Source organism: Luteococcus sediminum (genome assembly GCF_054783495.1).
Genome location: NZ_BAAGQL010000050.1, coordinates 130,358 through 155,054 on the forward strand (window position 1 = coordinate 130,358; position 24,697 = coordinate 155,054).

Annotated in this window: 23 protein-coding genes and 1 pseudogene; 16 read left to right on the plus strand and 8 right to left on the minus strand. The window is 69.2% G+C overall.

Annotation, left to right across the window (positions count from 1 at the left end):
• Window positions 1-9 precede the first annotated feature (9 nt).
• Together ACYVKA_RS15990 and ACYVKA_RS15995 are read left to right on the plus strand one after the other, a co-directional pair.
• The gene (locus ACYVKA_RS15990) at window positions 10-543 is read left to right on the plus strand and encodes an adenine phosphoribosyltransferase (protein WP_460706926.1); all 534 of its coding nucleotides are present in this window, start codon (window positions 10-12) and stop codon (window positions 541-543) included.
• A 32-nt stretch (window positions 544-575) separates the two neighbouring features.
• Window positions 576-2,930 carry a RelA/SpoT family protein gene (locus ACYVKA_RS15995; RefSeq protein WP_460706928.1) on the plus strand — a complete coding sequence of 785 codons (2,355 nt, stop codon included), beginning with the start codon at window positions 576-578 and terminating at the stop codon, window positions 2,928-2,930.
• A 254-nt stretch (window positions 2,931-3,184) separates the two neighbouring features.
• On the opposite strand, the pseudogene ACYVKA_RS16000 reads toward ACYVKA_RS15995, so the two are convergent.
• Window positions 3,185-4,467 (minus strand): annotated as a pseudogene (locus tag ACYVKA_RS16000) (DUF349 domain-containing protein).
• Here ACYVKA_RS16000 and ACYVKA_RS16005 point away from each other — a divergent pair.
• From ACYVKA_RS16005 to ACYVKA_RS16015, 3 genes are read left to right on the plus strand one after another with little or no spacing between them, the layout of a single operon-like run.
• The gene (locus tag ACYVKA_RS16005; RefSeq protein WP_460706930.1) at window positions 4,448-5,164 is read left to right on the plus strand and encodes an MBL fold metallo-hydrolase; all 717 of its coding nucleotides are present in this window, start codon (window positions 4,448-4,450) and stop codon (window positions 5,162-5,164) included. The pseudogene ACYVKA_RS16000 and the gene ACYVKA_RS16005 sit on opposite strands and share 20 nt — an antisense overlap.
• The gene (hisS, locus tag ACYVKA_RS16010) at window positions 5,164-6,531 is read left to right on the plus strand and encodes a histidine--tRNA ligase (RefSeq protein WP_460706932.1); all 1,368 of its coding nucleotides are present in this window, start codon (window positions 5,164-5,166) and stop codon (window positions 6,529-6,531) included. Before ACYVKA_RS16005 ends, hisS begins: the two co-directional genes overlap by 1 nt.
• A gap of 30 nt (window positions 6,532-6,561) precedes the next feature.
• Window positions 6,562-7,494, plus strand: coding sequence for a glycosyltransferase family 2 protein (locus ACYVKA_RS16015; protein WP_460706934.1), 933 nt, complete (start codon window positions 6,562-6,564; stop codon window positions 7,492-7,494).
• Window positions 7,495-7,497: 3 nt separating this feature from the next.
• Here the strand turns inward: ACYVKA_RS16015 and ACYVKA_RS16020 are convergent, their stop codons facing one another.
• Complete coding sequence (locus ACYVKA_RS16020) at window positions 7,498-8,316, minus strand: MerR family transcriptional regulator (RefSeq protein ID WP_460706936.1); 819 nt, start codon at window positions 8,314-8,316, stop codon at window positions 7,498-7,500.
• A gap of 223 nt (window positions 8,317-8,539) precedes the next feature.
• Between ACYVKA_RS16020 and ACYVKA_RS16025 the strand changes: the two genes are divergently transcribed.
• Window positions 8,540-8,923 carry an MmcQ/YjbR family DNA-binding protein gene (locus ACYVKA_RS16025; RefSeq protein WP_460706938.1) on the plus strand — a complete coding sequence of 128 codons (384 nt, stop codon included), beginning with the start codon at window positions 8,540-8,542 and terminating at the stop codon, window positions 8,921-8,923.
• Entirely contained in the window at window positions 8,920-9,291 is a 372-nt protein-coding gene (locus tag ACYVKA_RS16030; RefSeq protein ID WP_460706940.1) for an MmcQ/YjbR family DNA-binding protein, read from the plus strand. Before ACYVKA_RS16025 ends, ACYVKA_RS16030 begins: the two co-directional genes overlap by 4 nt.
• Before the next feature lie 23 nt (window positions 9,292-9,314).
• Here ACYVKA_RS16030 and ACYVKA_RS16035 read toward each other — a convergent pair whose 3' ends face one another.
• Entirely contained in the window at window positions 9,315-9,659 is a 345-nt protein-coding gene (locus tag ACYVKA_RS16035) for a hypothetical protein (protein WP_394276751.1), read from the minus strand.
• A 265-nt stretch (window positions 9,660-9,924) separates the two neighbouring features.
• Here ACYVKA_RS16035 and ACYVKA_RS16040 point away from each other — a divergent pair, with 265 nt between their 5' ends.
• Together ACYVKA_RS16040 and ACYVKA_RS16045 are read left to right on the plus strand one after the other, a co-directional pair.
• On the plus strand, window positions 9,925-10,413 hold the full coding sequence (locus tag ACYVKA_RS16040; protein ID WP_460706942.1) for a hypothetical protein: 489 nt from the start codon (window positions 9,925-9,927) through the stop codon (window positions 10,411-10,413).
• Window positions 10,347-11,030: a hypothetical protein gene (locus ACYVKA_RS16045; RefSeq protein WP_460706944.1), complete on the plus strand. Its 684-nt coding sequence runs from the start codon at window positions 10,347-10,349 to the stop codon at window positions 11,028-11,030. Before ACYVKA_RS16040 ends, ACYVKA_RS16045 begins: the two co-directional genes overlap by 67 nt.
• Window positions 11,031-11,104: 74 nt before the next feature.
• On the opposite strand, the gene ACYVKA_RS16050 is transcribed toward ACYVKA_RS16045, so the two are convergent.
• Window positions 11,105-11,281 carry a hypothetical protein gene (locus tag ACYVKA_RS16050; protein ID WP_460706946.1) on the minus strand — a complete coding sequence of 59 codons (177 nt, stop codon included), beginning with the start codon at window positions 11,279-11,281 and terminating at the stop codon, window positions 11,105-11,107.
• Window positions 11,282-11,405: 124 nt separating this feature from the next.
• Between ACYVKA_RS16050 and aspS the strand changes: the two genes are divergently transcribed.
• Complete coding sequence (aspS, locus tag ACYVKA_RS16055) at window positions 11,406-13,262, plus strand: aspartate--tRNA ligase (RefSeq protein WP_460706948.1); 1,857 nt, start codon at window positions 11,406-11,408, stop codon at window positions 13,260-13,262.
• Window positions 13,263-13,374: 112 nt separating this feature from the next.
• Window positions 13,375-14,424 (plus strand): lipoate--protein ligase family protein, encoded by a 1,050-nt coding sequence (locus tag ACYVKA_RS16060; RefSeq protein WP_460706950.1) that lies wholly within the window; start codon window positions 13,375-13,377, stop codon window positions 14,422-14,424.
• A gap of 3 nt (window positions 14,425-14,427) precedes the next feature.
• Here the strand turns inward: ACYVKA_RS16060 and ACYVKA_RS16065 are convergent, their stop codons facing one another.
• Both ACYVKA_RS16065 and ACYVKA_RS16070 read right to left on the minus strand, forming a co-directional pair.
• Window positions 14,428-15,177, minus strand: coding sequence for an ABC transporter ATP-binding protein (locus ACYVKA_RS16065; protein ID WP_460706952.1), 750 nt, complete (start codon window positions 15,175-15,177; stop codon window positions 14,428-14,430).
• 28 nt (window positions 15,178-15,205) lie between these two features.
• Window positions 15,206-16,252, minus strand: coding sequence for an ABC transporter permease (locus ACYVKA_RS16070; protein WP_460706954.1), 1,047 nt, complete (start codon window positions 16,250-16,252; stop codon window positions 15,206-15,208).
• Window positions 16,253-16,420: 168 nt separating this feature from the next.
• Between ACYVKA_RS16070 and ACYVKA_RS16075 the strand changes: the two genes are divergently transcribed.
• The 3 genes from ACYVKA_RS16075 to ACYVKA_RS16085 all read left to right on the plus strand — a co-directional run bounded on the left by ACYVKA_RS16075 (window position 16,421) and on the right by ACYVKA_RS16085 (window position 19,929).
• A complete protein-coding gene (locus ACYVKA_RS16075; RefSeq protein ID WP_460706956.1) occupies window positions 16,421-17,614 on the plus strand; it encodes a sensor histidine kinase in 1,194 nt (397 codons plus the stop codon).
• A complete protein-coding gene (locus tag ACYVKA_RS16080) occupies window positions 17,614-18,252 on the plus strand; it encodes a response regulator (RefSeq protein WP_460706958.1) in 639 nt (212 codons plus the stop codon). The genes ACYVKA_RS16075 and ACYVKA_RS16080 overlap by 1 nt, the downstream gene beginning before the upstream one ends.
• 162 nt (window positions 18,253-18,414) lie before the next feature.
• Window positions 18,415-19,929, plus strand: a complete 1,515-nt coding sequence (locus ACYVKA_RS16085) for a sodium:solute symporter family protein (RefSeq protein ID WP_460706960.1) — start codon at window positions 18,415-18,417, stop codon at window positions 19,927-19,929.
• 79 nt (window positions 19,930-20,008) lie between these two features.
• Here ACYVKA_RS16085 and aspA read toward each other — a convergent pair whose 3' ends face one another.
• Window positions 20,009-21,460, minus strand: coding sequence for an aspartate ammonia-lyase (gene aspA, locus ACYVKA_RS16090; protein WP_460706962.1), 1,452 nt, complete (start codon window positions 21,458-21,460; stop codon window positions 20,009-20,011).
• A 155-nt stretch (window positions 21,461-21,615) separates the two neighbouring features.
• Between aspA and ACYVKA_RS16095 the strand changes: the two genes are divergently transcribed.
• Together ACYVKA_RS16095 and ACYVKA_RS16100 are read left to right on the plus strand one after the other, a co-directional pair.
• Window positions 21,616-22,458, plus strand: a complete 843-nt coding sequence (locus ACYVKA_RS16095; protein WP_460706964.1) for a tyrosine-protein phosphatase — start codon at window positions 21,616-21,618, stop codon at window positions 22,456-22,458.
• Between the two features lie 27 nt (window positions 22,459-22,485).
• A complete protein-coding gene (locus tag ACYVKA_RS16100; RefSeq protein WP_460706966.1) occupies window positions 22,486-23,268 on the plus strand; it encodes a dienelactone hydrolase family protein in 783 nt (260 codons plus the stop codon).
• A 4-nt stretch (window positions 23,269-23,272) separates the two neighbouring features.
• Here the strand turns inward: ACYVKA_RS16100 and ACYVKA_RS16105 are convergent, their stop codons facing one another.
• Window positions 23,273-24,697 (minus strand): purine-cytosine permease family protein, encoded by a 1,425-nt coding sequence (locus tag ACYVKA_RS16105; RefSeq protein WP_460706968.1) that lies wholly within the window; start codon window positions 24,695-24,697, stop codon window positions 23,273-23,275.

The following is a 24,697-nucleotide window of genomic DNA, read 5'->3' on the forward strand; positions in this document are numbered from 1 at the left end:
GGGAAGAACATGACCGACAACCGTGAACTGATCAGCTCCCTGATCACCGACGTGCCCGACTTCCCCAAGCCGGGGGTCGTCTTCAAGGACATCACGCCGCTGCTGGCCTCTCCCGAGGGCTTCCAGGCGGCCGTCGACGCCATCGTGGAGGCCGCCCCCGGGCCGATCGACGTGGTGGTGGGCATGGAGGCACGTGGCTTCATCTTTGCCGCCCCCGTCGCCGTGGCCCTCGGGGCGGGCTTCGTGCCGGTGCGCAAGCCCGGCAAGCTGCCCCGCCCGGTCTTCGAGGAGGCCTTCGCGCTGGAGTACGGCACCGAGACGCTGACCATGCACCGCGACGCCATCAAGCCCGGTGCCCGCGTTCTGGTCGTGGACGACGTGCTGGCCACGGGCGGTACGATCGGCGCCACGGCAAAGCTGTTGAAGAAGCTCGACGTCAACCTGGTCCACGTGGCCGTGGTGGTGGAACTCAGCTTCCTCGACGGCCGCCGCGTGCTGGACGAGGCGGGCATCGACTCGTTCAGCGCCATCACCACCGTCTGAGCTGCGGCTCAGCCCGAGCCGGAAGGTCAACCGTGAGCAGCGACGGAGTCTACGGACCCTACCGGCAGGGCAGTGCCACGGCCAGCGGGGCCGAGCAGCCACCCCAAGAGGTCGAGCGACCCGGGGACCGCTTCACCAGCGGCCCCGAGTCACCGCGCCTGCGGATGCGCCAGCGCCTGGCCAGGCTGGGGGCACCCAAGGCCACCACCTCGGCCGTGCTCGACCCGCTGTTCAAGGTGGTCAAGGCCAACCACCCCAAGGCCGACCTGCAGCTGCTGGAGCGCGCCTACAACACCGCCGAGCACTACCACCGCGGCCAGACGCGCAAGTCCGGCGATCCCTACATCACCCACCCGCTGGCGGTCACCACCATCCTCGCCGAGCTGGGCATGACCGAGCCCACGCTGGTGGCGGCCCTGCTGCACGACACCGTCGAGGACACCTCCTACACGATGGAGCAGCTGACCGCCGACTTCGGCACCGAGGTCGCGCTGCTGGTCGACGGCGTCACCAAGCTCGACAAGGTGACCTATGGCGAGTCGGCCAAGGCCGAGACGCTGCGCAAGATGGTCATCTCGATGAGCCGCGACATCCGCGTCCTGGTGATCAAGCTGGCCGACCGGCTGCACAACATGCGCACCATCAGCTTCCTTCGCCCCGACAAGCAGGCGCGAATCGCCTCCGAGACACTCGAGATCTTCGCGCCGCTGGCCCACCGCCTGGGCATGAATGCCGTCAAGTGGGAGCTGGAGGACCTCTCCTTCGCCGCCATGCACCCGAAGGTCTACGACGAGATCGTGCACTTGGTGGCCGAGTTCGCCCCGCAGCGCGAGAAGCAGCTGCGCGAGGTGATCAAGCAGGTGGAGGTGGACCTGGCCGCCGCCAACATCAAGGCCACCGTCTACGGCCGTCCGAAGCACTACTACTCGATCTACCAGAAGATGGTCGTGCGCGGCCGCGACTTCCACGACATCTACGACCTCGTGGGCCTGCGGATCCTGGTGGAGACCCCGCGCGACTGCTATGCCGCGCTCGGCGTGATGCACGTGCGCTGGAACCCGCTTCCGGGCCGGTTCAAGGACTACATCGCGATGCCGAAGTACAACATGTACCAGAGCCTGCACACCACGGTGGTGGGTCCGGGCGGCAAGCCGGTGGAGCTGCAGATCCGCACCCACGACATGCACCGCCAGGCAGAGTACGGCGTCGCGGCGCACTGGAAGTACAAGCAGGCCCTGCGCAATCCCGTCGGCGACACCTCCGAGGCCGAGGGCACCGACCTGAGCTGGGTGCACAACCTGAACCAGTGGAGCAAGGAGACCGAGGACCCCACCGAGTTCCTCGACGCGCTGCGCTACGAGATCAACTCCTCCGAGGTCTACGTCTTCACGCCCAAGGGCGACGTGATCGCCCTGCCCGCCGGGGCCACCCCGGTCGACTTCGCCTATGCGGTGCACACCCAGGTGGGCCACCGCTGCGTCGGGGCGCGCGTCAACCGCCGCCTGGTGCCGCTGGAGTCCAAGCTGAACAACGGCGACGTGGTCGACGTGCTCACCAGCAAGGACGAGAATGCCGGCCCCTCGCGTGACTGGCTGAACTTCGTCACCAGCCCGCGGGCCCGCAGCAAGATCAAGGCCCACTTCAGCAAGGAGCGACGCGAGGAGGCCATCGAGCGCGGAAAGGAGGACCTGGCCCGCCAGATGCGCAAGTCGGGGCTGCCCCTGCAGCGCATCCTCACCGCCGAACACCTCACCAGCGTCGCCGACACGATGCGCCTGGGCGACATCCCCGGCCTCTACGCCGCGATCGGGGAGAAGACCGTCAGCGCACAGGCCGTGGTGCACCGCCTGATCGCGATGGAGGGTGGCGTCGAGGCGGCCCGGGAGGACGCCCTGGAGGAGCAGCCGCTGGGTCGGCGCCGCCACCGCTCAGAACGCTCCGGCAGCGGCGTGGTGGTGGACGGCGATCCCAGCGTCTACGTCAAGCTCGCCAAGTGCTGCACCCCGATGCCCGGCGACGAGATCCTCGGCTTCGTCACCCGCGGCGACGGGGTTAGCGTGCATCGTCGTGACTGCACCAATGCCGGCAACCTGCTCAACAATCCCGAGCGGATCGTCCCGGTGGACTGGGACTCCACGAGTGACAAGGCCTACCTGGTCAATGTGCAGATCGAGGGACTGGACCGTCCCGGGGCCTTCGCCGACATCAGCCGGATGCTGGCCGACCAGCACGTCAGCATCGCCAATGCCAGCATGAGCGCCACCAGCGGCCAGCTCTACACCATGAAGGTGGGCTTCGAGTCGGCCGATCCGTCGCACCTGGAGCACGTGCTGTCCAGCCTGCGCCGCGTCCCCGGCGTCTATGACGTCTTCCGCGTCAGGAACTGAGCCGCCGGGCCCTTGCCAGGCCTGGGAGCCCTCACCGGGCACGGGGGCGCTCTGCTTGCGGGGAGAGTGGAGTCGGGGTTCGGGCGCGGCAGCGTCAAACGCGACCGAGCGCGACAATGCCCGACGAAGGAGGGCGTGCGCGAGGGAGTCGAGCTGCAAGCCCGGCACCCCGACGCACCGACCCTGCCATCCCGAAGCACGACGGCGCCCCGTCACCCACGAGCGGTGACGGGGCGCCGTCCTGCTGCTGCGTATCAGGCCTTGAACTCGTCCAGCGCCTTCTGCGCCTGCTCCAGCAGGGACTCGTTGAAGGTGATCGAGGAGCGCACCTCGGCCGCCTTCTTGTCCTTGCCCTCGGCCTCGAGCTTCTCGGCCTGCTTGTTCAGCTTCTCGATCTGCGAGCTGAACATGGCCACGGTGTCGGCGGCGCGTTGACGGGCCTCGGGGTCGGTGCGACGCCACTCCTCGGCCTCGGCCTCCTTGACGGCGGACTCCAGCTTGCGCACGCGGGCATCGAGGGGACGGATCGCATCGCGCGGCACCTTGCCGTGCTCGTTGAACTTCGACAGGAAGTCACGGAACTGGGCGCGTGCCGTGGCCAGGTCGGTCACTGGGAGGATGGTCTTCTCGGCCTCGTCCAGCAGCGCCTCCTTGGCCTGCTGGTTGCCGATGAACTCCTTGTCCTGCTCGGCCATGGCGGCGTCGCGGGCGGCGAAGAACTCGTCCTGGATGCCGCGGAAAGTGGTCCACAGCTTGTCGTCCTCGGCGCGCGGGGCGGAGCCGGCGGCCTTCCAACGGGCCATCAGGTCGCGGAAGGCACCCGCGGTGGGGCCCCATTCGGTGGAGGTGGCCAGCGGACGGGCCTCCTCGATGATGGCCTCCTTGAGCTGCTTGGCACCCTCACGCTTCTTGTTCTGCTCGGCGAACTGCGCCTTGCGACGGCGCGTGTAGGTGGTGCGGGCGCTGGAGAAGCGGTGCCACAGGGCGTCATCGGTGGCGCGGTCGATGCGCGGCAGCGCCTTCCACTCCTCCAACAGGGCACGGAAGCGGTTCACGCCACCGCGCCAGTCATGGCCCTGGGCCAGCTTCTCGGCCTCGGAGACCATCCGCTCCTTCTCGGCCCGGGCGGCCTCGGCCGCCTTCGCCTTCTCGGCCTTCTTCTGCTCGGCCTGCGCGTCCAGCGCGGGGGCCAGGGCGTCCAGGCGGGTCACCAGGCCGGCCAGGTCGCCGACGGCATTGGCGTCGACGATGTTCTTGCGGTGGGAGTTGATCGACTTGCGAGCCTCCTCCACGCCGAGATTGCCCGAGGTGACGCGGGACTCCAGGAGGGCCACCTCCGTCTCGAGTGCCTGGAAACGCCTCACGTAGAAGGCGAGGGCTTCGGAGGGCTCGACGTCGGGAACCTGGCCGACACGCCGCTCACCCTCGGGAGTGATGACGTAGACGGTGCCGTCGTCTTCAACGCGACCGAAGGGATTCGGACCTGCAGTTTCGCTCATGGTTCCATCTTGCCCGATATGGTGCCGGTTGTGCTCATTGCCTCCTTCCCTTCCGGCCCGTGGCAGACCAATTGTTATCTGCTCGCCCCCTCCGAGAACGGCCCGTGCGTGGTCGTCGACCCCGGTGTCGATGCCGCGGACGGCGTCCGGCGGGGCCTGGCGCAGTACGGACTGACCGTCGACGCCGTCCTGCTGACCCACGGCCACGCCGACCACGTCGCCGCCGCCCGCGAGATCGCCGACGAGGCCAATGTGCCCGTCTGGATCCACGAGGCCGATGAGGACCTGCTGGCCCATCCGATGCGCGCCATGTCGGAACAGGCCCGCGGCATCCTCGAGACGCTCTACGGCAGCACCGAGTTCACCCCGCCGGCCGACGTGCGCCATCTGGATGGGGAGTTCACCGCCGGTGGGATGCGTTTCGCCACCCGCCATGCCCCCGGGCACACCCCGGGCTGCACGCTGCTGCTGCCGCAGCTGGATGATGCCCGGTTGTGCTTCAGCGGCGATGTCGTCTTCGCCGGCTCGATCGGGCGCACCGACATGCCGCGCGGGGACGCCTTCGTGATGGCGAGTAGCCTTGCGACCCAGGTGCTCACCCTGGACGACGACCTCCACCTGCTGCCCGGGCACGGCTCCACCACCACCGTGGGGGCCGAGCGCACCACCAACCCATGGCTTCAGCCCCACCAACTGGTGGCCCTTCAGAACCAGACCGATGGAAGTGATCTGTGATGGCCCGTCCCAAGCCGCTGTCCGGTTTCCCCGAGTTCCTGCCCGCAGGACGCATGGTGGAGACCGCCGTGCTCGACATCCTGCGCGAGACCTTCGAGCTGCACGGCTATGCCAACATCGAGACCCGCGCCGTCGAGACCATGGAGACTCTGACCCGCAAGGGTGAAATCACCAAGGAGGTGTACGTGGTGCGGCGCCTGCACGCCGACCCCGCGACCCCCGACAAGGACAACCTGGGCCTCCATTTCGACCTGACGGTGCCCTTCGCCCGCTATGTCCTGGAGAATGCCGGCCACCTTGCCTTCCCCTTCCGCCGCTACCAGGTGCAGAAGGTCTGGCGCGGCGAGCGCCCCCAGGAGGGCCGCTACCGCGAATTCCTGCAGGCCGACATCGACGTCGTGGGCCAGGACCAGCTGCCCGAGCACTTTGACGTCGAGGCCCCCGTGGTGATGCTCGAGGCGCTGGAGCGCATGCACGTCGAGCTCGGCCTGCCGCAGGCGCTGATGCACGTCAACAACCGCAAGCTCGCCGAGGGCTTCTACCGCGGGCTGGGCATCGGGCAGGAGGGTGGCGCCTTCGAACAGGTCAGCACCCTGGACGTGCTGCAGCGCGTCGACAAGTTCGACAAGATCGGCGGCCCGGCCGTCGCCGAACTGCTCACCGGCGAGCTGGAGCTCTCGCAGGAGGTCGCCGAGCAGTGCGTCGCCCTGGCCGGGATCTGCACCCCCGACGACTCCTTCGTTGAGCAGGTGCGCTCCCTGGGCGTCGAGCACGAGATGCTCGACGAGGGCCTGGAGCTGCTGCGCCGCGTGGTGCTGGCCGCCAACAAGCGGGTTCCCGGACGCATCGTCGCCGACCTCAAGATCGCGCGCGGCCTGGACTACTACACCGGCACCGTCTACGAGACCGAGCTGGTGGGCCACGAGAAGCTCGGCTCGATCAGCTCCGGCGGCCGCTACGACTCGCTGGCCAGCGACGGGAAGACCACCTTCCCCGGCGTCGGCATCTCGCTGGGCGTCACCCGCCTCCTCGGCCCGCTGATCACCAAGAAGCAGATCGAGGCCTCCCGCAGCGTCCCCAGTGCCGTGCTGGTGGCCGTCGACGACGAGCAGAGCCGCGACGTCGCCGAGGAGGTGGCCGCCGCCCTGCGCGCGCGCCGCATCCCCTGCGAGGTGGCGCCCAAGGCAGACAAGTTCGGCAAGCAGATCAAGCACGCCGACCGTCGCGGCATCCCCTTCGTCTGGTTCGGTGGCCTGACCGGGCAGGTCAAGGACATCCGCAGTGGCGAGCAGGCCGACGCTCAGGCCAACAGCTGGGAGCTTCCCGAGGCCGATCGTCGCCCCACCATCACCACCAACCTGGGCTGAGCCCAGGGCACCTGCCGATAGTCTCGAGGCATGGATTTCCCGCCGCTGACCCTCGCCGTGCTGACCTACCACCGCAACGACCTGCTGCGCTCCGCGCTGCCCCTGCTGGCCGCCCAGGTGGCCCAGGCCGTCGAGGCAGGCCATGCGGCACGCCTGGTGGTCGTCGACAACTCTCCCGAGGGCGAGGCCCGCGAGGTGGTGGAGGCCCACGCCACGTCGGTCGACGTGCGCTATGTGCACGAACCCACCCCCGGCCTGGCGGCGGCCCGCAACCGGGCCCTCGACGAGGCCGAGGGAACGCGCCTGTTCTGTTTCATCGACGACGACGAGACCCCCGGCGAGGGTTGGCTGCTGGACCTGGTGGCCTGCTGGCGACGCACCGGGGCCAGCGCCGTCAGCGGACCGGTCCGCTCGCTGCCGGAGACGCCGCTGGATGCCTGGACCGAGGGGACGGGCCTGTTCGCGCGGCCGACGCGCCCCACCGGCAGCCCCCGCCCGGGCATGGCCAGCAACAACCTGCTGCTCGACCTCGACTTCGTGCGACGCCACCAGATCCGATTCGATGAGCGCTTCGGATTCACCGGCGGTGAGGACTCCAAGTTCGGCCAGGACCTGCAGGCCGCCGGTGGCCGCATCGTGTGGTGCGACGAGGCGGAGGTGAGCGAGGTGGTGCCCGCCGCCCGGCTGGAGCGCGACTGGATCCGCCAGCGCCTGACCCGTTTCGGGGAGTCCTGGGTGCGCGCCCGCTCCATCGACATGACCGGGCGCGAGGCCGCGCTCTTCCGTGCGCGCACCGCGGCGCAGGGTTCGGCGAAGGTGGCGAAGGCCCGGGCCCAGCTGGGGCTCGCCCGTCGCCGTGGCGACGAGCGAGCCCAGGGTGCCGCCGAGGCCGAGCTGGCCGGTGGCCTGGGGATGGTGCGCGGTGCTGCCGGCGTGAACCGCCAGGAGTACGGGCGCTCCTGAGCCTCAGACCAGGGGCAGGCAGACCTCGGTGACCAGTTCGGCGGGCGAGACCTGGTCCGGGGTGGTCAGGTAGAGGTTGAAGGCCTTGTCCTGAGGCAGGTCGCCACTGCGTGGCCGCAGCCCCTCGGCCTGCACCACGTCCGTGATCCGGTCGTGGGCGTGGCTGATCCGGTCGTAGGGGCCGTGGACGGTGGCGACCAGGCAGTCCCGCTCGGGCAGTTCCAGCACCTGGAGGGGCCCCTCGACCGTGGTGCCGGCCTCGACCGGCAGGAAGACCGACAGGTCCACGTCGCGCTCGGTGTACTCCTGGTCGTGCTCGATGACGCCGCAGGGACCGACCGGACGGACTTGCTGGTCTTCGACCTGGGGCATCATCTGCTGCCACAGCTGGCCCTCGTCGGAATAGGTCGGGACCGTGCCGCGCAGGGCGACGACGGTCATGGCGGGCATCGTGCGGGCTTCGACGGTGATGGGCATGGTGTCTCCTTCGAGCAGGTGGTTGATGAGGGTGAGCCGACCTCGGGCGGCGGCAAGCTCCCGGGTGAGTGCGTCGCGCTGCAGGGCGAGGGCGCTGGTCCAGGCGGGGGTGCCGCGGGCCGCGAGCAGGGCGCTGATGGCGGAGACCCCGAAGCCGACGTCGCGCAGGGTGCGGATGTCGGTGGCCTCGCGCAGCTGGCCGGGGGAGTAGTGGCGGTATCCCGTCCAGGGGTCGACGGCGGCGGGCACCAGGACGCCGGTGGCGTCGTAGTGGCGCAGCATGCGCACCGACAGGCGGGTCAGGCGGCTGAACTGTCCAATGGTGACGAGTGTGGTCTGGGCCATGACCCAAGGCTGCTCCCTGACACCGTGTGAGGTTCAAGGTCCGCCGTTCGGGGCCGGGATGTGCCCCTGACTGCTGGAATTGCACTCCAGGCGGCGCACGACACGTTCAAATGTCATCCGTGGCCATATGTGCTGCAATTCCAGTGCCACGGCCCGGGACCAGAGCCCTCCCGGATGTACAGTCGACGACGCACGATCAAGCACCACCGGGAGGAGCTGGCCCATGGAGGGCAAGGCACTGCAGGAGCGGGCGGCACGACGGGCGCAGGAGTTGCCGTGCTCCGAACTGACCCACCCCTTCGGTGAGGACTGGGACGTCTTCAAGGTGCGTGGCAAGGTCTTCATGCTCCAGACCGGGATCACCGACGAACCGATCGTGGTGCTCAAGACGGAACCACACGAGTCGGTGGCGCTGCGCGCCGAGTACCCCGACGTGACCCCCGGCTACCACATGAACAAGAAGCACTGGATCACCCTGCACCCCGGAGGCAGGCTCGATGCCGAGCAGGCGGACGAGCTGGTCACCGACTCCTACCTGCTCGTGGTCGGGGGACTTCCCCGCGCCCAGCAGCCGGTCAATCCCGAGACCTTCGGCGTGACTGCGTGAGCCTCGACGGCGAACAGCTCCAGGACCGCGCGCGGGTCACGGCCCGCGCCCTGCCGCGGGTCCAGGAGGGCTACCCCCTCACCGCCACCCTGCAGTGCTTCACGGTGTCCGGGCGGGTCTTCCTCATCGTCACCGAGGATCCCGAGCTCCCGATCATCACGGTGAAGAGCGAGCCCGAGGTGGGCCGTGCCCTCGCGGCCCAGTACGAGAGGGTGGCGCCGGGGCGCTACTTCAGCAAGCGGCACTGGATCTCGGTGGCGCCCGGCGAGGGGATCACCGACGAACTGGTCGCCGATCTGGTGCAGGACTCCTGGGACCTGGTGGTCGAAGGGGTTCCCAGAGCTGCCCGCTCCCGCCGGGGCGAGTGAGATCCCTCCCGGCCACCCGGAACTCAGGGGCCCAGCAGGGCAGTGCCCACCACCCACCAGAAGGGCAGGGCGGCGAGCCCGGCACAGACGGCCAGGGCCGCCCAGACGGTGCGACCCGAGCGCGGCACAGCCTTCTCTGCGAAGGTCAAGGCTCCACCCAGCACCCCGATGGCGATGGGCATCAGCGCCCACCACTCGCTGACCACCTGCGGGTTGACGCCGAAGGCCCAGTCGAGCAGGGCGCCCCCGGGCAGCCAGACCAGGGCGAGGACGATCGTGGCCAGGGCAACCCGGCTCACACCCCGCTCGGCACGCCAGGGCTCGGTGGGTGCGGGGTCGGGATGGGAGGACTGGTCAACGTCGATCATCGGGTCCACCTCGGCTTTCACATGGCTGCGGGGCCGCACAGGACGGCCGGATGGTGCTCAGGCCAGTCCCTGGGGCCTGCTCACGGGACGAGGCCCCGCCGTGCCGGACAGGTCTTGGTCCCAGAGCGTACCGGAGACGCGCCAATGGCCATCTGGAGGCTTCCGGTTGTCCCCAGAACACGGTTCTTCCGGCTCCTGGAGATGCTCAATAGCGTGGATCGCGGGACGACCTGGTCGCCCACACCCCACCCCTTGGAAGAGCACCATGAAGCATCTCACCGGCGGCCTTGCCGCACTCGTCCTGATCGCCTCCGCAGTCCCTGGCGTCGCGATGGCCGCGCCCACCGACACCACCGGACCGGCCGGTGGCACCGGCCTCGACCTGGCCCAGAGCCGCGCCCACTACACGCCCGGCGACCACGACTACTGGACCCAGCCCAACCAATCGCACCGCGCCAATGCCGCCAAGCACCGCCTGTCGGGCTACCAGGCCCTTTCCCTGCGGGGCGAGGCCGCAAAGCAGGCCATCAAGCGCGCGATCTCGGCCAGCAGCCCGGTGCCGATCGGCATGCAGATCCGCCAGAGCTTCAACGACGTCTCCCCGCAGAATCCTGGTACCGCGCGGCTGGCGGCGTCACCGGAGGCCACGAGACGACCATCATCGGCTACGACGCCCAGGGTGTCACCGTGGCGAACTCCTGGGGCCAGAATTGGGGCAACGGCGGGTTCTACAAGATGGTCTGGGACTTCGTGAACTGGGCAGACCTGACCGAGATGCACGCGATGGGTGCCGTCGTCGGTGGCAAGCCCCTGCCCAGCCCCGACCAGACGCCCCAGCCCTCTCCGGCGCCCACCCCGGCCCCGAAGCCCGAACCCACCCCGAAGCCCGAACCCACCCCGAAGCCCGACCCGGCTCCCAAGCCTGGCAGGAATGCCGTGACCAATGGCGGCTTCGAGGACGGCCAGGCTCCCTGGCAGGGCAACCAGAACCGGGTCAACACCAACCAGGCCCAGCCCGCCCGCACGGGCAAGGGCAAGCTCTGGCTCGGTGGCGTGGGTCGCGCCAACAAGACCTACATGGGCCAGAAGGTGACAGTGCCCGCCAGTGGCACCCTCACCTTCTGGGTGCACGTCGACACCGACGAGACCGAGGGCAGGGCCTTCGACACCGCCCGGGGGGACCTGGTCGACGACAACGGTGCCGGCTCGGTGCTGGTCCGCCTGTCCAACCTGGATGCCAAGGATGGCTACCAGACGAGGACTGTCGACCTGTCGAAGTTCGCCGGACGCAGCATGTGGCTGCGCTTCGCGGCCTTCGAGGACGGCAACACTCGCAGCGGCTTCGTCTTCGATGACGTCTCGATCGCCTGATCCACGACGAACGCGGTACGAGGGCCGGCCACCCGCGGGGTGGCCGGCCCTCGGCCTGCTGCCAAGGGGTCGCCTCAGCGTCGGGAGGTGAGCGCAGCGACCCCCACCGCTCCGACGATGACGCCTGCGAAGAAGCTCGGGGCCATGTAGCGCACACGCCAGCGCACCAGGTGGAAGCCCTGCCAGGCCAGCCAGAGCAGGCCGGCGGCCACCAGCAGGGCCAACAGAGTAGGAACAGCGGACGACTTCATGCCGCAAATCATAGTGCCGCGGCGCCAGCCGAAGGCCGCGCCGGGGCGGCCCGATGCAATAGGCTGGCCGCTGCACCCGTCGGGCCGCGCACCGTCTATGCGCAGGCCCCAGAAAGGAATACGCATGCTGCGCACCCACGAAGCCGCCACCTTGTCCAAGGCTGACGTCGGCTCCACCGTCACCCTCGCCGGATGGGTCGCCAAGCGCCGCGACCACGGCGGCGTCGCCTTCATTGACCTGCGTGACGCCTCCGGCATCGTCCAGGTGGTCGTCCGCGACGAGTACCTCGAGAAGGCCGGCATCCACGACCTGCGCAACGAGTTCTGCATCAAGGTGACCGGTGTCGTCGATGCCCGAACCGAGGAGAACCTCAACCCCAACATCGCCACCGGCGAGATCGAGGTCGCCATCCGCGACCTCGAGGTGCTCAATGCCGCCGCGGCTCTGCCCTTCCAGATCGACGAGCGCACCGGCGTCGGCGAGGACGCCCGCTTGAAGTACCGCTACCTTGACCTGCGTCGCCCGCGCATGCACGACGCGATGGTGCTGCGCTCCCAGGTGACGCACACGATTCGTCGCGTGCTGGACGAGGAGCGCTTCTACGACGTCGAGACCCCGACGCTGACCCGCTCCACCCCCGAGGGCGCCCGTGACTTCCTGGTGCCGGCCCGTCTTCACCCGGGCAGCTGGTACGCGCTGCCGCAGAGCCCGCAGCTGTTCAAGCAGCTGCTGATGGTGGCCGGCATGGAGCGCTACTACCAGATCGCGCGCTGCTACCGCGACGAGGACTTCCGCGCCGACCGCCAGCCCGAGTTCACCCAGCTCGACATCGAGATGAGCTTCGTCGACCAGGACGACGTGATCGCGCTGGCAGAGAAGGTGATGGCGGCCTGCTTCAAGCTGATCGACGTGGAGCTGCCCACCCCGCTGCCGCGCATGACCTGGCACGACGCGATGGACAACTACGGTTCCGACAAGCCCGACCTGCGCTTCGACCTCAAGATCCGCGAGCTCACCGAGTTCTTCGCCGAGACCCCTTTCCGCGTCTTCCAGAACCCCTACGTCGGTTGCGTGGTCATGCCGGGCGGGGCCTCGCTGCCGCGTCGCCAGTTCGATGCCTGGCAGGAGTGGGCCAAGCAGCGCGGCGCCAAGGGGCTGGCCTACATCACGGTCCAGGACGACGGCGAGCTGGGTGGCCCGGTGGCCAAGAACATCTCCGAGATGGAGAAGGCCGGCATTGCCGAGGCCGCCGGTGCCAAGCCGGGTGATGCCATCTTCTTCGCCGCCGGTGAGCGCGAGTCCTCCCAGGAGTTGCTGGGTGCGGCCCGCCTGGAGATCGGCAAGCGGTGCAACCTGATCGACGAGGACGCCTGGAGCTTCCTGTGGGTGGTCGACGCCCCGATGTTCAAGTCGACCGCCGCGGCGACCGCCTCGGGCGATGTGGCCCTGGGCAACTCGAAGTGGACCGCGGTGCACCACGCCTTCACCTCCCCGAAGCCCGAGCACCTGGACAGCTTCGACACCGACCCCGGCTCGGCGCTGTCCTACGGCTACGACTTCGTCTGCAACGGCAATGAGGTGGGCGGCGGCTCGATCCGTATCCACCAGCCCGATGTGCAGCAGCGCGTCTTCAGCGTGATGGGCATCAGCGAACAGGAGGCCAAGGAGAAGTTCGGCTTCCTGCTCGACGCCTTCGCCTTCGGTGCCCCGCCGCACGGTGGCATCGCCTTCGGCCTGGACCGCCTGGTGATGCTGCTCGGCGGCTTCGACACGATCCGCGACGTGATCGCCTTCCCGAAGTCGGGCGGCGGCTTCGACCCGCTCACCCAGGCGCCGGCGCCGATCACCATCCAGCAGCGCCGCGAGGCGGGCGTGGATGCCAAGCCGAAGAAGGACGAGGCCAAGGACGCCGAGAAGGCGGACAAGGCGCAGAAGTCCGAGGCAGCAGAGCAGAAGGCCCGGCCGGCCGACCCGAGCTGATCGGAACCAACCCAGCGACGACTCGCCCCCCGGTACCTTCAGGTACCGGGGGCGAGTCGTCTGCACGTCCGGCCAGCACCACCCAGCGCCGCGGGCACATAGGCTGTGCGGCATGCGCGGTGAATACAAGGTGCCGGGCGGCAAGCTGGTCGCCGTCGACGTCGAGGTGGAGGACGGGCGCCTGGTGCGTCCGCTGGTGCACGGGGACTTCTTCCTCGAACCCGACGATGCCCTCGACGACATCACCGGCGCCCTCGACGGCCTGCCGGAGGACTCGTCGGTCTCCGACATCCGCCAGGCGGTCAACGAGTCACTGCGCCCCCAGGCGCGGCTGATCGGTTTCGACTCCGAGGCCATCGGCGTCGCGGTGCGCCGGGCGCTGGGCAGTGCCTCGAGCTGGGAGGACCTCACCTTCGACGTGATCCGTCCGGTGAAACTGGACCCCAAGCTGCACGTCGCCCTCGACGAGGTGATCGCCAAGCGGGTGGCCCGCGGCGAGGCGAACCCGAACTTCCGCTTCTGGGACTGGGAGCGCCCGCTGGTGGTGATCGGCTCCTTCCAGAGCTACCGCAACGAGATCGACGACGAGGCCCGCGCCGGGCACGGCATCGAGGTGGTGCGGCGCATCACCGGCGGCGGCGCCATGTTCATGGAGGAGGGCAACTGCATCACCTACTCACTGGTGGTGCCCGGCTCGCTGGTGGAGGGGCTGAGCTATGAGCAGTCCTACAAGTACCTCGACACCTGGGTGATCGGCGCCCTGGCGGAGCTGGGCGTCAATGCCCGCTATGTGCCGCTCAACGACATCGCCTCCGACAAGGGCAAGATCGGCGGGGCGGCGCAGCGTCGCCTGGTCAACGGCACGGTGCTGCACCACGTCACTGCCTCCTACGACATCGACGCCGACAAGATGCTTCAGGTGCTGCGCATCGGCCGCGAGAAGCTCTCCGACAAGGGCATCAAGTCGGCCAACAAGCGCGTCGACCCGATGCGCTCCCAGACCGGCATGACCCGTGAGGCGATCATCGACAGCTTCCTGGCCTACTTCGAGAAGCAGTACCGCTGCGTGGAGCGTGACTACACCGACGACGAGCTGGCCGAGGCCGCCGAGCTGGTGCGCACGAAGTTCTCGACCGAGCAGTGGGTCAAGCGGGTGCCGTGAGCCTCAGCCTTCGCTGAGGCGGCCGTCGCGCACGTGGACGATGCGGTCGACCTGGGCGGTGAGCTCTGCGTCGTGGGTCACCATCACGGTGGCCGGACCGAGCTCGCGGGTCACCTCGGCCAGCAGGGCGACGATGCGCTCGGAGGCCTGCTGGTCGAGGGCACTGGTGGGTTCGTCGACCAGTAGCAGCGAGGGTTCACCGACCAGGGCTCGGGCGATGGCCACGCGCTGGCGCTGGCCACCCGACAGCTGGTGGGCGCGGCGCCCCTCGAGCCCTTCGAGGCCCACCCGGCCCAGCAGCTCGGTCGCCCGGCCACGGGCCTCGCGCAACTGACCGCGGCGCACGCCGGCCAGGTGCAGGGGCAGCAGCACGTTCTCCAGGCTCGTCAGGCTCGCCATCAGGTTGGGCTGCTGGAAGACGATGCCCGCGCGCTCGCGTCGCACCGCCGCTCGCTCGTCGTCACCCAGCTCGTCCAGGCGCGTGCCCGCGATGGTGACGCGGCCCTCGTCGGGGGTGATCAGTCCCGCCGAGGCCGACAGCAGGGTCGACTTGCCCGACCCGGACGGGCCGACAACGGCGAGGAAGGTGCCGGGCTGCACCGACAGGCTGGCCCGGTCCAGGGCGGTGTGGAAGCGCGGGCTGCCGTCCGGATTGGTGCCGTCGGGGTGGCGGACGGTCACCTGGTCCAGCTGCAGGGCGGCGGTGGCCAGCTCGGCGTGGCGCGGGCGGGGCGGGTCGAGTGTGAGTGTCATCAGGAGTCCTTCGTGGTGAGGTTCGGGATCAGTTGCCACCGAGGGCGAGCAGCGGGTCGACGGTGGTGACGCGCCGGGTGGCCAGCACCGAACCGGCCAGGCCGATCAGCGCGACCCCGAGCGGGGGCAGCAGGGTGGTGGCGGCCACCACCTGGACGGGCACAATGCCCTTCACGGCAAGGGCGACGGCGCTGCCAGCCACTGCGCCGACGAGGGCGCCGACGGCCAGCAGGATCGCGGCCTGGCCGAGCGAGTCACCCAGCACATAGCGTCGCGAGGCACCCAGGGCGCGCAGCACCGCGATGTCGCGGGTGCGCTGGATCGTCCACACGCTGAGGAAGGCGACCACCACCAGGGCGGTGATGCCGTACAGGAAAGCCTGGATCATCACCAGCGAACCTCGCTCGGAGGCGTAGCCCGGGAGGGCATCCAGCATGGCCTTGCCGCTGACCGGCTCGAGTCCCGCCACCGCAGCACCTGGCATGTCGGTGCCGGTGGGGACGAGCATGGAGGTGGCCTGCCCCTTGGGGGCGTGGGCCAGCTGGTTGGCGGTGGTCGTCGTCGTCCACGCGACGGCCGCGTGCGAGTACCAGTGGGTGGCCTCGGTGCTGGCCACCGTCAGTGGGTTGCCATTGAGTTCCACCCGGTTGCCCACGGTGACGCCCTCGGTGACCTCCTCGGGCAGCAGCACCTGTCCGTCGGCAAGGCGCAGTCCCATGGAGCGGGCCGTGGCGCCCCGGGGATCGAGGCCCATCACGGCGACCTGGGCGGTGCGTCCATCCACCTGCATCCGGGCGCGAGTGACGACGAATGGTTCGGAGCCGGGCACGGCCTTCCGCACCCGATCGGCTGTGGACGCCTCGACGGCCGAGTCGGCCCAGCCGAGCTGGTCCCCGCTGGGGGCCAGCAGCGCGCCCTGCACGGGAAGCGACTCCAGGGCCGAGGTGCTCTGCTGGCCCAGTCCGCGGGTCAGCGCGGACAGCACCACCAGCAGCAGGGTCACCAGAGCGACCACGCCGGTCATCAACAGGAAGCGGCCCTTGGCGAAGCGGATGTCACGAAGTGCGAGGAACATGTCATCCATTCCATCCGCACAAGGCCTCGTACCCATCGCCCATGGCCCGCACCCGTCGGAACCGAAGGGGGGAGCGTGGAGTCATCCTTTTGGATGATCGGCGCCCCGACGGGGCCGGGCAGTCCTGGTGCACCCGGCCTTCCGCCTACTGTTGGAGCCATGGGGCAGATGACCACGACCGCTCGCAGCGCCCGCCGGCTCAGCACCATGGTGCGTCATTCCAGCCATCTCTTCTTCGGGCTGCTCTGGGTGGTGGCGATGGCCACCCACCTGCGCCGCCATGACGGGCCTGCCGCCACCCTGCTCGGCGGTGCGTTGCTGGTCACCTACCTGGGCGGCCTGTTGGTGCAGTCCCGCCGACCGGACCATGCCCGACGACCACTGCTCGGACGGTTGTGGGTGCTGGCCCTGGCGCTGTTGTGGGCTGCGGCATCGGCCGTCTCTGGAGCCTGGGTCTGGCTGGTCTTCCCGATCTTCTTCCTCGTCCTGTTCATCTGGCCGAGCCCCACCTGCTGGCTGCTGTTGGCCGGGCTGACCCTGTGGGCGGGGCTGTCACCCCTGACGCGTGGGGAGGGCCTCGCCGTCGGCAAGCTGTTGGGCCCGGCACTGGGGGCGGGCGCCGCAGTCATCGCCTGGACGATCGGCCGCCAACTGCACCGTGATGCCCTGGCCCAGCAGCAGCTGGCCGAACAGGTGCTGCAGGCCCAGGACGAGCTGCTGGCCACCGAGAAGGCCCGTGCCCGCGCCGTCGAACGCGAAGGCCTGGCCCGTGACCTGCACGACACCCTGGCGCAGGGACTCAACTCCATCGTCATGCTGTCCCGCTCGGCCGCTGCCGAGCACCCAGAGGCCGGCGGGCAGCTGGCCGTGATCGAACAGACTGCCCGCGAGAACCTGGTCCAGGCCCGCCAGTTGGTGCACCGCCTCACCCGGGAGGAGAGCCGCGACCTGCGCGAGGCCCTCACCGAGCTCGTCGAGGCCACCGCCCGTCGCGAGCGGGCCATCGGGTCCGGACTGGAGGTGCGGCTGTCGGTCAGCGGCGACGAGGGACCCGTCGGCCCCGAGGTGCAGCAGGTCGTGGTGATGGCCACCCGTTCCCTGCTCGCCAATGTCGTCCAGCACGCCCAGGCGCGCACCTGTGTGGTCAGCCTTGCCTGGTTCGACGATGCGCTCGCCCTCGACGTCGTTGACAACGGTGTCGGTCTGGCGACCGACCACGCCGACGGCTTCGGGCTGTCGGCGTTGCGTTCCCGCGTCGAGACCGTCCGCGGCACCATCTCGGTGGAGTCGGAGCCGGGTGGCGGTACCTGCGTCGGGCTGCACCTACCCCTCTCTCGTCCCGACCATGGCAAGGAGCTGTGATGACACCCCCCGTTCGTGTCCTGGTCTGTGACGACCATCCGATCGTCCGCTCCGGGCTGATCGGTCTGCTCGAGCAGGAGCCGCGGCTTGAGGTCGTCGGCCAGGCAGGCACCTCCGCCGAGTGCCTGCGGTGGGTCAACGAGATCGTCACCACCGGTGGGGGAGTCGACGTCGTCCTGATGGACCTGAACCTTGGCGAGGGCCCCGACGGGATCCACGCCACCCGGGAGCTGACGAAGCGCGGGGTGCCGGTGCTGGTGGTGACGACCTTCGACTCCGAGGCCGACATCCTCGATGCGCTGGAGGCCGGTGCGCGGGGATATGTGCTCAAGGACGTGCCCACCGATGCCCTGGTCGCGGCGGTGCTGGACGCGGCGGCCGGCCGCACCGTGCTGTCGCCCGAGGTGCAGCAGCGGCTGGTGGAGCGCACCATGCGCCCGTCCACCACCGTCAGTTCCCGCGAGATCGAGATCCTGCAGCAGGTGGCCACCGGCGCTGGCAACCGGGAGATCGCCAAGGCCCTGTTCATCAGCGAGTCGACGGTCAAGACCCACCTGGCGCACCTGTTCGGAAAGCTCGGGGTCGACAACCGGACGGCGCTGGTGGCGCGGGCGAGGGAACGCCGTCTGATCCGGTGAAGGACCCGGGCAGGTGGAGGCTGGGGCAAGACCTGACAAGTCGCCTCATCCGCACCCGCAGATGGTGTCAAATGGCGTGGTTTGTCAGGCTGGACGTCGGGTGCCGGCACTGGTGCCGCACACCGTCCACCCTGTTCTCCTCACGCGACAAGGTGGTTCGTCATGGCTGTGCTCGACTGGGTCGTCGTCGGCTTGTTCTTCGCGCTGATGATCGGCATCGGCATCTGGTCGCGACGCAAGAGCTCCGACTCCAGGGACTTCTTCGTCGGCGGCGGCAATGTGCCATGGTGGCTGTCGGGTGTCTCGCACCATGTCAGCGGCCACTCCGGTGTCGTCTTCGTCGCCTATGCCGCCATCGCCTACAACCTCGGCTTCACCATGTACGTCTGGTGGGCGCTGGTGATCGCCTTCGCCACCCTGATCGGCGCCAAGGTCTTCGCCCCGCGCTGGCCGCGCCTTCGCCAGACGCTCGGCATCCAGTCGCCCACCGAGTACCTGAGGATGCGCTACGGACTGCCCGCCCAGCAGACCATCGCCTGGCTGGGAGTGCTGATGAAGCTGGTCGACATCGGCGCCAAGTGGGCCTCCATCGGCGTGCTGATGAACGGCTTCACCGGCCTGCCCGTCTGGCAGGGCATGATCCTGTCCGGCGCGGTCAGCATGATCTACATCACCATCGGCGGGCTGTGGGCCGACCTGCTCACCGACTTCGTGCAGTTCGGCGTGCGGCTGGTGGCCGGCATCGTGATCCTCGTCGGTGTGGGCCATGCCCTGAGCGCACGCGGGCTGAACTACGTCAGCATGTGGGGCGAGCTCGACCGCATCCAGCCCGACTTCTCCAGCCCCTTCTCCGGCAAGTACACGATGCTGTGGGCGGCGCTCTACCTGTTCGCCAAGACCTTCGAGTACAACGGCGGCAACTGGAACCTGGCCGCCCGGTTCATCTCCACCTCCTCCGGCTCCGAGGCGCGCAAGGCCGAGCTGCTCAGCTCCGCGCTCTACTTCGTGTGGCCGCTGCTGATCTTCGCCCCGATGTGGGCCGGTCGCCTGCTCCACCCCGGCCTGGCCGATCCCGCCGCCCAGCTCTACCCGCTGCTCACCTCCACCTACCTGCCCCACGGCCTGATCGGCCTGGTGCTGGCCAGCATGTTCGCCTCGACGATGGGCATGACCGTCTCCGACGTCAACACCCTGTCGGCGGTCACCCAGCGTGACATCCTGCCGGTGCTGAGTGCGAAGTTCGACGAGGTCCGCCTGAGCGGTGCCGCCTCGCTGCGACTGGCCCGGATCATCACCGTCGGCTTCACCATCGCCACCGTGCTGGTGGGCCTCAACAAGGACGCCTTCGGCGACATCATCGGCATGATCATCACCTGGTTCGGGGCGTTGGTCGGCGTGACCGGCATGCCGCTGCTGCTGGGCCTGTTCAAACGCTTCCGCCACAGCGACGGCACCGCCGCGATCGTCGGCATCATCTTCGGCATGCTCACCTTTGCGATCAGCCAGATCTGGCCCGAGGACTTCCCGGTCGACTGGGTCACCGTCGGCCCGATGCTGGTCAGCGGCGCCTTCTACCTGGCCATCGGCGCCATCAACAAGGCCCGCGGACGCGCGGTCCCGGCCGAGGTCGACGCCATGCTCGACTACGTGGAGGCCCCTGACCGGGCACTGGCCTGAAGCACCCAGGAAAGACACTGCGGGCCCCGGGAGATCCCGGGGCCCGCAGCGCGTCCGAACCGTCTTCCAGCGGCGATGTTCAGTCGCGCACCACCGTGCCGGGGCCCGTCGAGACGCCCAGCTTGGTGATGTCGGCCGGGTGCATCAGGTTCTCGATGGAAAAGACCCGATCGAGCGTGGCCTCGTCGAGCAGGCCATGCTCCAGCACCACCTCACGCACCGAACGGCCGGTGCGGGCGCACTCCTTGCCGACCATGTCGCCGGCCTCGTGACCAATCAAGTCATTGAGGTAGGTGACGATGCCGATGGAGTTCATCACATAGGCGCGGCACCGATCCGGATTGGCGCTGATGCCGACCACGCACTTGGTGCGCAGGATTTCGCAGGCGCTGCCGAGCAGGGCGATGGACTCGAACATGGCCTGTCCGATGGCCGGTTCCATGACGTTGAGCTGCAGCTGGCCGGCGTCGGCCGCCATCAGGACGGTGACGTCATTGCCGAAGACCTTGAAGCAGACCTGGTTGACGACCTCGGGGATCACCGGGTTCACCTTGGCGGGCATGATCGAGCTGCCGGCCTGCATCTCGGGCAGGTTGATCTCCTTGAGCCCGGCGCGGGGCCCGGAGGAGAGCAGGCGCAGGTCATTGCACACCTTGGAAAGCTTCAGCGCCAGGCGCTTGAGGGCGGCGTGCACCATGACATAGGAACCGCAGTCGCTGGTGGCCTCGATCAGGTTCGGAGCCAGCACCACCTCGTGGCCACTGACCTCGGCCAGCTTCTGCACCGCCAGCTCGGAGTAGCCGTCGGGGGTGTTCAGCTTGGTGCCGATGGCGGTGGCGCCCAGGTTCACCTCCAGCAGTAGCGCGGCGGTGCGGCGCAGCTGCACCAGCTCCTCGCGCAGGGTGGCCGCCCAGCCGCCGAACTCCTGGCCCAGGGTCATCGGGACGGCGTCCTGGAGCTGGGTGCGTCCCATCTTCAGCACCTGGTCGAACTCGCGGGCCTTGGCGTCGAGGCCGTCGGCCAGCTGCTCCACGACGGTGCGCAGGTTGCCCAGCGAGGAGTAGACGCCCAGACGGAAGCCGCAGGGGTAGGCGTCGTTGGTGGACTGGCTGCGGTTGACGTGGTCATTGGGATGGATGGTGCCGTAGCTGCCCTTGGGCAGGCCGCGGTGCTCCAGGGCGAGGTTGGCGATCACCTCGTTGGTGTTCATGTTCAGCGAGGTGCCGGCGCCGCCCTGGAAGACGTCGATCGGGAACTGGTCCATGCACCGGCCGTGGTCGAGGATCTGGTCGCAGGCCCACACGACGTCATCGGCGACATCCTGCGGCAGGGCTCCCAGTTCGGCATTGGCCAGCGCACAGGCCTTCTTGACCTGCACCATGCCCCTGATGAAGTCGGGGACCTGGTTGATCGAGACCCCCGAGATCTTGAAGTTGTCGACCGCACGCTGGGTGTGGATGCCGTAGTAGGCCTGCGCCGGGACCTCCCGGACCCCGAGCAGGTCCTCCTCGGCGCGAGTGAGCGAGCTCATGAGCACGCTGTCCTTTCAGATGTTCACCGGTCTGGCCCTTCGCGCTGGGCACATCGGTGTGCCCACCAGGCCAGGCCGTGGTTCTGTATTCCACAGTAGAGCCCTCGTGTCGACTATTCACCTCAGGGCAAGCACATGCGACTAGCGTGGGAACCATGAGCACCAGTTCCACACAGCCCACCCCGCCGCTCTGGATCGAGCTGGAGGGAGTGGTGAACATGCGCGACCTCGGAGGTCGCCCCACCGCCGGCGGTGGACGGATCCGTCCCGGCGTCCTGCTGCGTTCCGACAATCTTCAGGATCTGCCCGCCGCCTCCGTGCGCAGGCTCGTCGACGAGGTGGGCATCAGTGACGTCGTCGACCTGCGCACCGATCTGGAGCGGCGCGTGGTCGGCGAAGGGCCTCTCAAGCGTGAAGAGCTCCGCTTCCACGAACTGACGCTCTACCCGGAGGGTGCGAAGGAGACCGGGATCCCCGACGACCGGGACGAGGAGCCTGACCGCCTGCCCTGGGAGGGGGACTTCGAGGCCGCCGCGCACGAGCGGCAGGAGCACGACGAGCACTTGGCCAACCACTACCTGGGCTACCTGACCCAGCGGCCCGACCACGTCATGGCCGCATTGAAGGCGATCGCCCACGCCCCGGGCGCGGTGCTGGTGCACTGTGCCGCAGGCAAGGACCGCACCGGCACGATCTGCGCCCTGGCTCTCAGCGAGGTGGGGGTGCCGCGCGAGGAGGTGGTGGCCGACTACGACACCTCGAACCAGCGCACCGAGCAAATCATGCAGCGCCTGGCCAGCACCGAGCCCTATGCGACCGACCTGGTGGGGCAGAGCGTCGCCGACCAGACCACGCCGGCCAGCACCATGCGGATGCTGCTGGCGAGCCTCGACCAGACCAGCGGGGGACCGTCGGGCTGGATGCGTGCCCACGGCTGGAGCGAGGACGACGCCCGCGCCCTTCGTGCCAAACTGGTCGACGCACCGCAGCCGGACTGAGCACCGGCGCCATCGAGAGGAGAAGCCATGGGCATCGTGCCCCGCGCCTGGGAGTCGAAGACTGCCGTCACCATGGAGACCGGCCACGTGGCCGTTGCCGACGGCCAGGTCCCGGTGAGAATCTTTCGGCCCCAAGCAGGCACCGGCGCCGGCATCGTGCTGGTGCAGGAGATCTTCGGCGTGAGTGACTACATCCAGCAGCGCGCCGCCGACCTGGCCGACGAGGGCTGGACGGTGATGGTCCCCAACCTCTACTGGCGTATCGGCGCTCACGTGGTCACCGACGACGACCCGGCGATGATGCCGCACGCCATGGAGTTGATGCAGGCCAATCCCTGGGACGAGACGGTCGCCGACATCCGCGCCTGCGTCGCCGACCTGCGCGCCCGACCCGAGTGCGGTGGCCGGGTCGCGCTGGTGGGTTTCTGCTACGGCGGCGGCTTGGCCTATGCGGCCTGCTCCGGCATCGAGGGCCCGGAGTTGGCCGACGCCCTGGTCTGCTACTACGGATCGACGCTGCCGCAGCTGGTCGAGCAGGTGCCCGTGGTGAGGGTGCCGAGCCTGCACCACTTCGGCGAGGCCGACGAATACATCCCCTTCGCCGAGGCGCAGCGCATCGCCGGCGTGATCGGCGGGGGCGGCACCGACGTCGAGTTCAGCTCCTGGCCGGGTGCCGGGCATGCCTTCGACAACCCGATGCAGATCTTCCACCACCAGCAGGCCAGCGAGGACGCCTGGCGCGAGACCTGGGTCTGGCTGCTGGAGCACCATCCCGACGAGATCGACCGCACGCCGGCGCCGCGTCGCTGACGGCTCAGCCCAGGCGCTCGCGGCGGGCCCGCAGGGCGATCGGCAGACCGACCAGGAAGCTCACGACCAGGGCCACCATCACCCCGATGTTCGCAGCGGCCCAGGCACCCTCGCGCCCGCCGAAGGGACCCAGCAGGTAGCCCTGCCAGGTGAGCCAGGCGGCGGAGCTGTTCGTGACCAGCCCGAAACCGAGCACGCAGGTGGCGAGCATCGCCAGCAGCGCGGGCCAGCGCACGTGGCCGGCGCCCTGGCTGGAACTGTCGAAGAGTCGCTCGGCCGGGTAGCCCTCGCGCCAGCGCACCAGCAGGTCGGCGCCGAAGATGCCGGTCCAGGCCGCCAGCGGTACTCCGAGGGTGATCAGGAAGCCCTCGAAGGGGGTCAGGAAGTCGGGGGAGTACCAGACCACCAGCACCACGCCGCCCAGAACGAGCAGGCCGTCGACCAGTGCGGTGGCCCAGCGGGGCAGCGGGATGCCGATGCTGAGCAGGGCCAGGCCCGAGGAGTAGATGTCGATCACGGCACCGGCCACCAGGGCGGTGACGGCGACCAGCCAGAAGGGGATCACGAACCACAGCGGCAGCATGGTGGTCAGCGCCCCGATCGGGTCGGCGGTCACCGCCTCCATCAGCTGCGGGTCGGAGCCGCACAGCAGGATGCCGAACACAATGAAGGCGCACACCGGCAGCGACCCGCCCAGCGTGGTCCAGCCGACCAGGGAGCGTCGCGGTGTGGAGCGCGGCAGGTAGCGCGAATAGTCGGCCGCGCAGCTGGTCCAGCCCACGCCGAAGCCGCAGAAGACCATCACGCCGGCACCGACCAGCGCGGCGACGCCGCCATTGGGGTGCTCCATCAGGGCCGACCAGTGCACGTGCGGCAGGCACAACGCCATGTAGACCAGCGAGACCACGATCACGGCGCTGGTGATCCACTTCTGCGAGGCCATGATCGCGTCGAAGCCCAGCACGCCCAGGCCCACGACCACCACCTCCATCACCACCAGCACGGCCACCATGAAGCCGGTGCCGGCGGTGAAGCCGAGGCGCTCGGCGACGGTGGCCGTCGACAGCACCGCCAGTGAGGTCAGCACGATCTCCCAGCCCACCACCAGCAGGTAGCCGACGATGCCGGGAAGAACATTGCCGCGCACGCCGAAGACGGCGCGGGAGAGCACCATCGTCGGGGCCGAGCCGCGCTGGCCGGCCAGTGCCACCAGGCCGACGAGCACGAAGGAGCCGATGGTGGCCACCAACGAGATGGCCACCGCCTGCCAGAAGCCCAGGCCGGAGCCGAGCAGGTAGCCGCCCCAGCTGACGCTGAGCACGTGCACATTGCCCGCGGCCCAGGGCCAGAACTGGCTGGCCGCCCGTCCCTTGCGTGCGTCTTCGGGGATGATGTCGATCCCATGGGTCTCGATGTGCGCGGCGGACAT

What these genes read in the sequence shown, in the direction of transcription:
- ACYVKA_RS15990 (WP_460706926.1), top strand. Translation starts at nt 10, where the DNA reads ATGACCGACAACCGTGAACTGATCAGCTCCCTGATCACCGACGTGCCC.
- ACYVKA_RS16005 (WP_460706930.1), top strand. Translation starts at nt 4,448, where the DNA reads ATGGTGCCGGTTGTGCTCATTGCCTCCTTCCCTTCCGGCCCGTGGCAG.
- hisS (WP_460706932.1), top strand. Translation starts at nt 5,164, where the DNA reads ATGGCCCGTCCCAAGCCGCTGTCCGGTTTCCCCGAGTTCCTGCCCGCA.
- ACYVKA_RS16015 (WP_460706934.1), top strand. Translation starts at nt 6,562, where the DNA reads ATGGATTTCCCGCCGCTGACCCTCGCCGTGCTGACCTACCACCGCAAC.
- ACYVKA_RS16020 (WP_460706936.1), bottom strand. Translation starts at nt 8,316, where the DNA reads ATGGCCCAGACCACACTCGTCACCATTGGACAGTTCAGCCGCCTGACC.
- ACYVKA_RS16025 (WP_460706938.1), top strand. Translation starts at nt 8,540, where the DNA reads ATGGAGGGCAAGGCACTGCAGGAGCGGGCGGCACGACGGGCGCAGGAG.
- ACYVKA_RS16035 (WP_394276751.1), bottom strand. Translation starts at nt 9,659, where the DNA reads ATGATCGACGTTGACCAGTCCTCCCATCCCGACCCCGCACCCACCGAG.
- ACYVKA_RS16040 (WP_460706942.1), top strand. Translation starts at nt 9,925, where the DNA reads ATGAAGCATCTCACCGGCGGCCTTGCCGCACTCGTCCTGATCGCCTCC.
- ACYVKA_RS16050 (WP_460706946.1), bottom strand. Translation starts at nt 11,281, where the DNA reads ATGAAGTCGTCCGCTGTTCCTACTCTGTTGGCCCTGCTGGTGGCCGCC.
- aspS (WP_460706948.1), top strand. Translation starts at nt 11,406, where the DNA reads ATGCTGCGCACCCACGAAGCCGCCACCTTGTCCAAGGCTGACGTCGGC.
- ACYVKA_RS16060 (WP_460706950.1), top strand. Translation starts at nt 13,375, where the DNA reads ATGCGCGGTGAATACAAGGTGCCGGGCGGCAAGCTGGTCGCCGTCGAC.
- ACYVKA_RS16065 (WP_460706952.1), bottom strand. Translation starts at nt 15,177, where the DNA reads ATGACACTCACACTCGACCCGCCCCGCCCGCGCCACGCCGAGCTGGCC.
- ACYVKA_RS16070 (WP_460706954.1), bottom strand. Translation starts at nt 16,252, where the DNA reads ATGTTCCTCGCACTTCGTGACATCCGCTTCGCCAAGGGCCGCTTCCTG.
- ACYVKA_RS16075 (WP_460706956.1), top strand. Translation starts at nt 16,421, where the DNA reads ATGACCACGACCGCTCGCAGCGCCCGCCGGCTCAGCACCATGGTGCGT.
- ACYVKA_RS16080 (WP_460706958.1), top strand. Translation starts at nt 17,614, where the DNA reads ATGACACCCCCCGTTCGTGTCCTGGTCTGTGACGACCATCCGATCGTC.
- ACYVKA_RS16085 (WP_460706960.1), top strand. Translation starts at nt 18,415, where the DNA reads ATGGCTGTGCTCGACTGGGTCGTCGTCGGCTTGTTCTTCGCGCTGATG.
- aspA (WP_460706962.1), bottom strand. Translation starts at nt 21,460, where the DNA reads ATGAGCTCGCTCACTCGCGCCGAGGAGGACCTGCTCGGGGTCCGGGAG.
- ACYVKA_RS16095 (WP_460706964.1), top strand. Translation starts at nt 21,616, where the DNA reads ATGAGCACCAGTTCCACACAGCCCACCCCGCCGCTCTGGATCGAGCTG.
- ACYVKA_RS16100 (WP_460706966.1), top strand. Translation starts at nt 22,486, where the DNA reads ATGGGCATCGTGCCCCGCGCCTGGGAGTCGAAGACTGCCGTCACCATG.
- ACYVKA_RS16105 (WP_460706968.1), bottom strand. Translation starts at nt 24,697, where the DNA reads ATGTCCGCCGCGCACATCGAGACCCATGGGATCGACATCATCCCCGAA.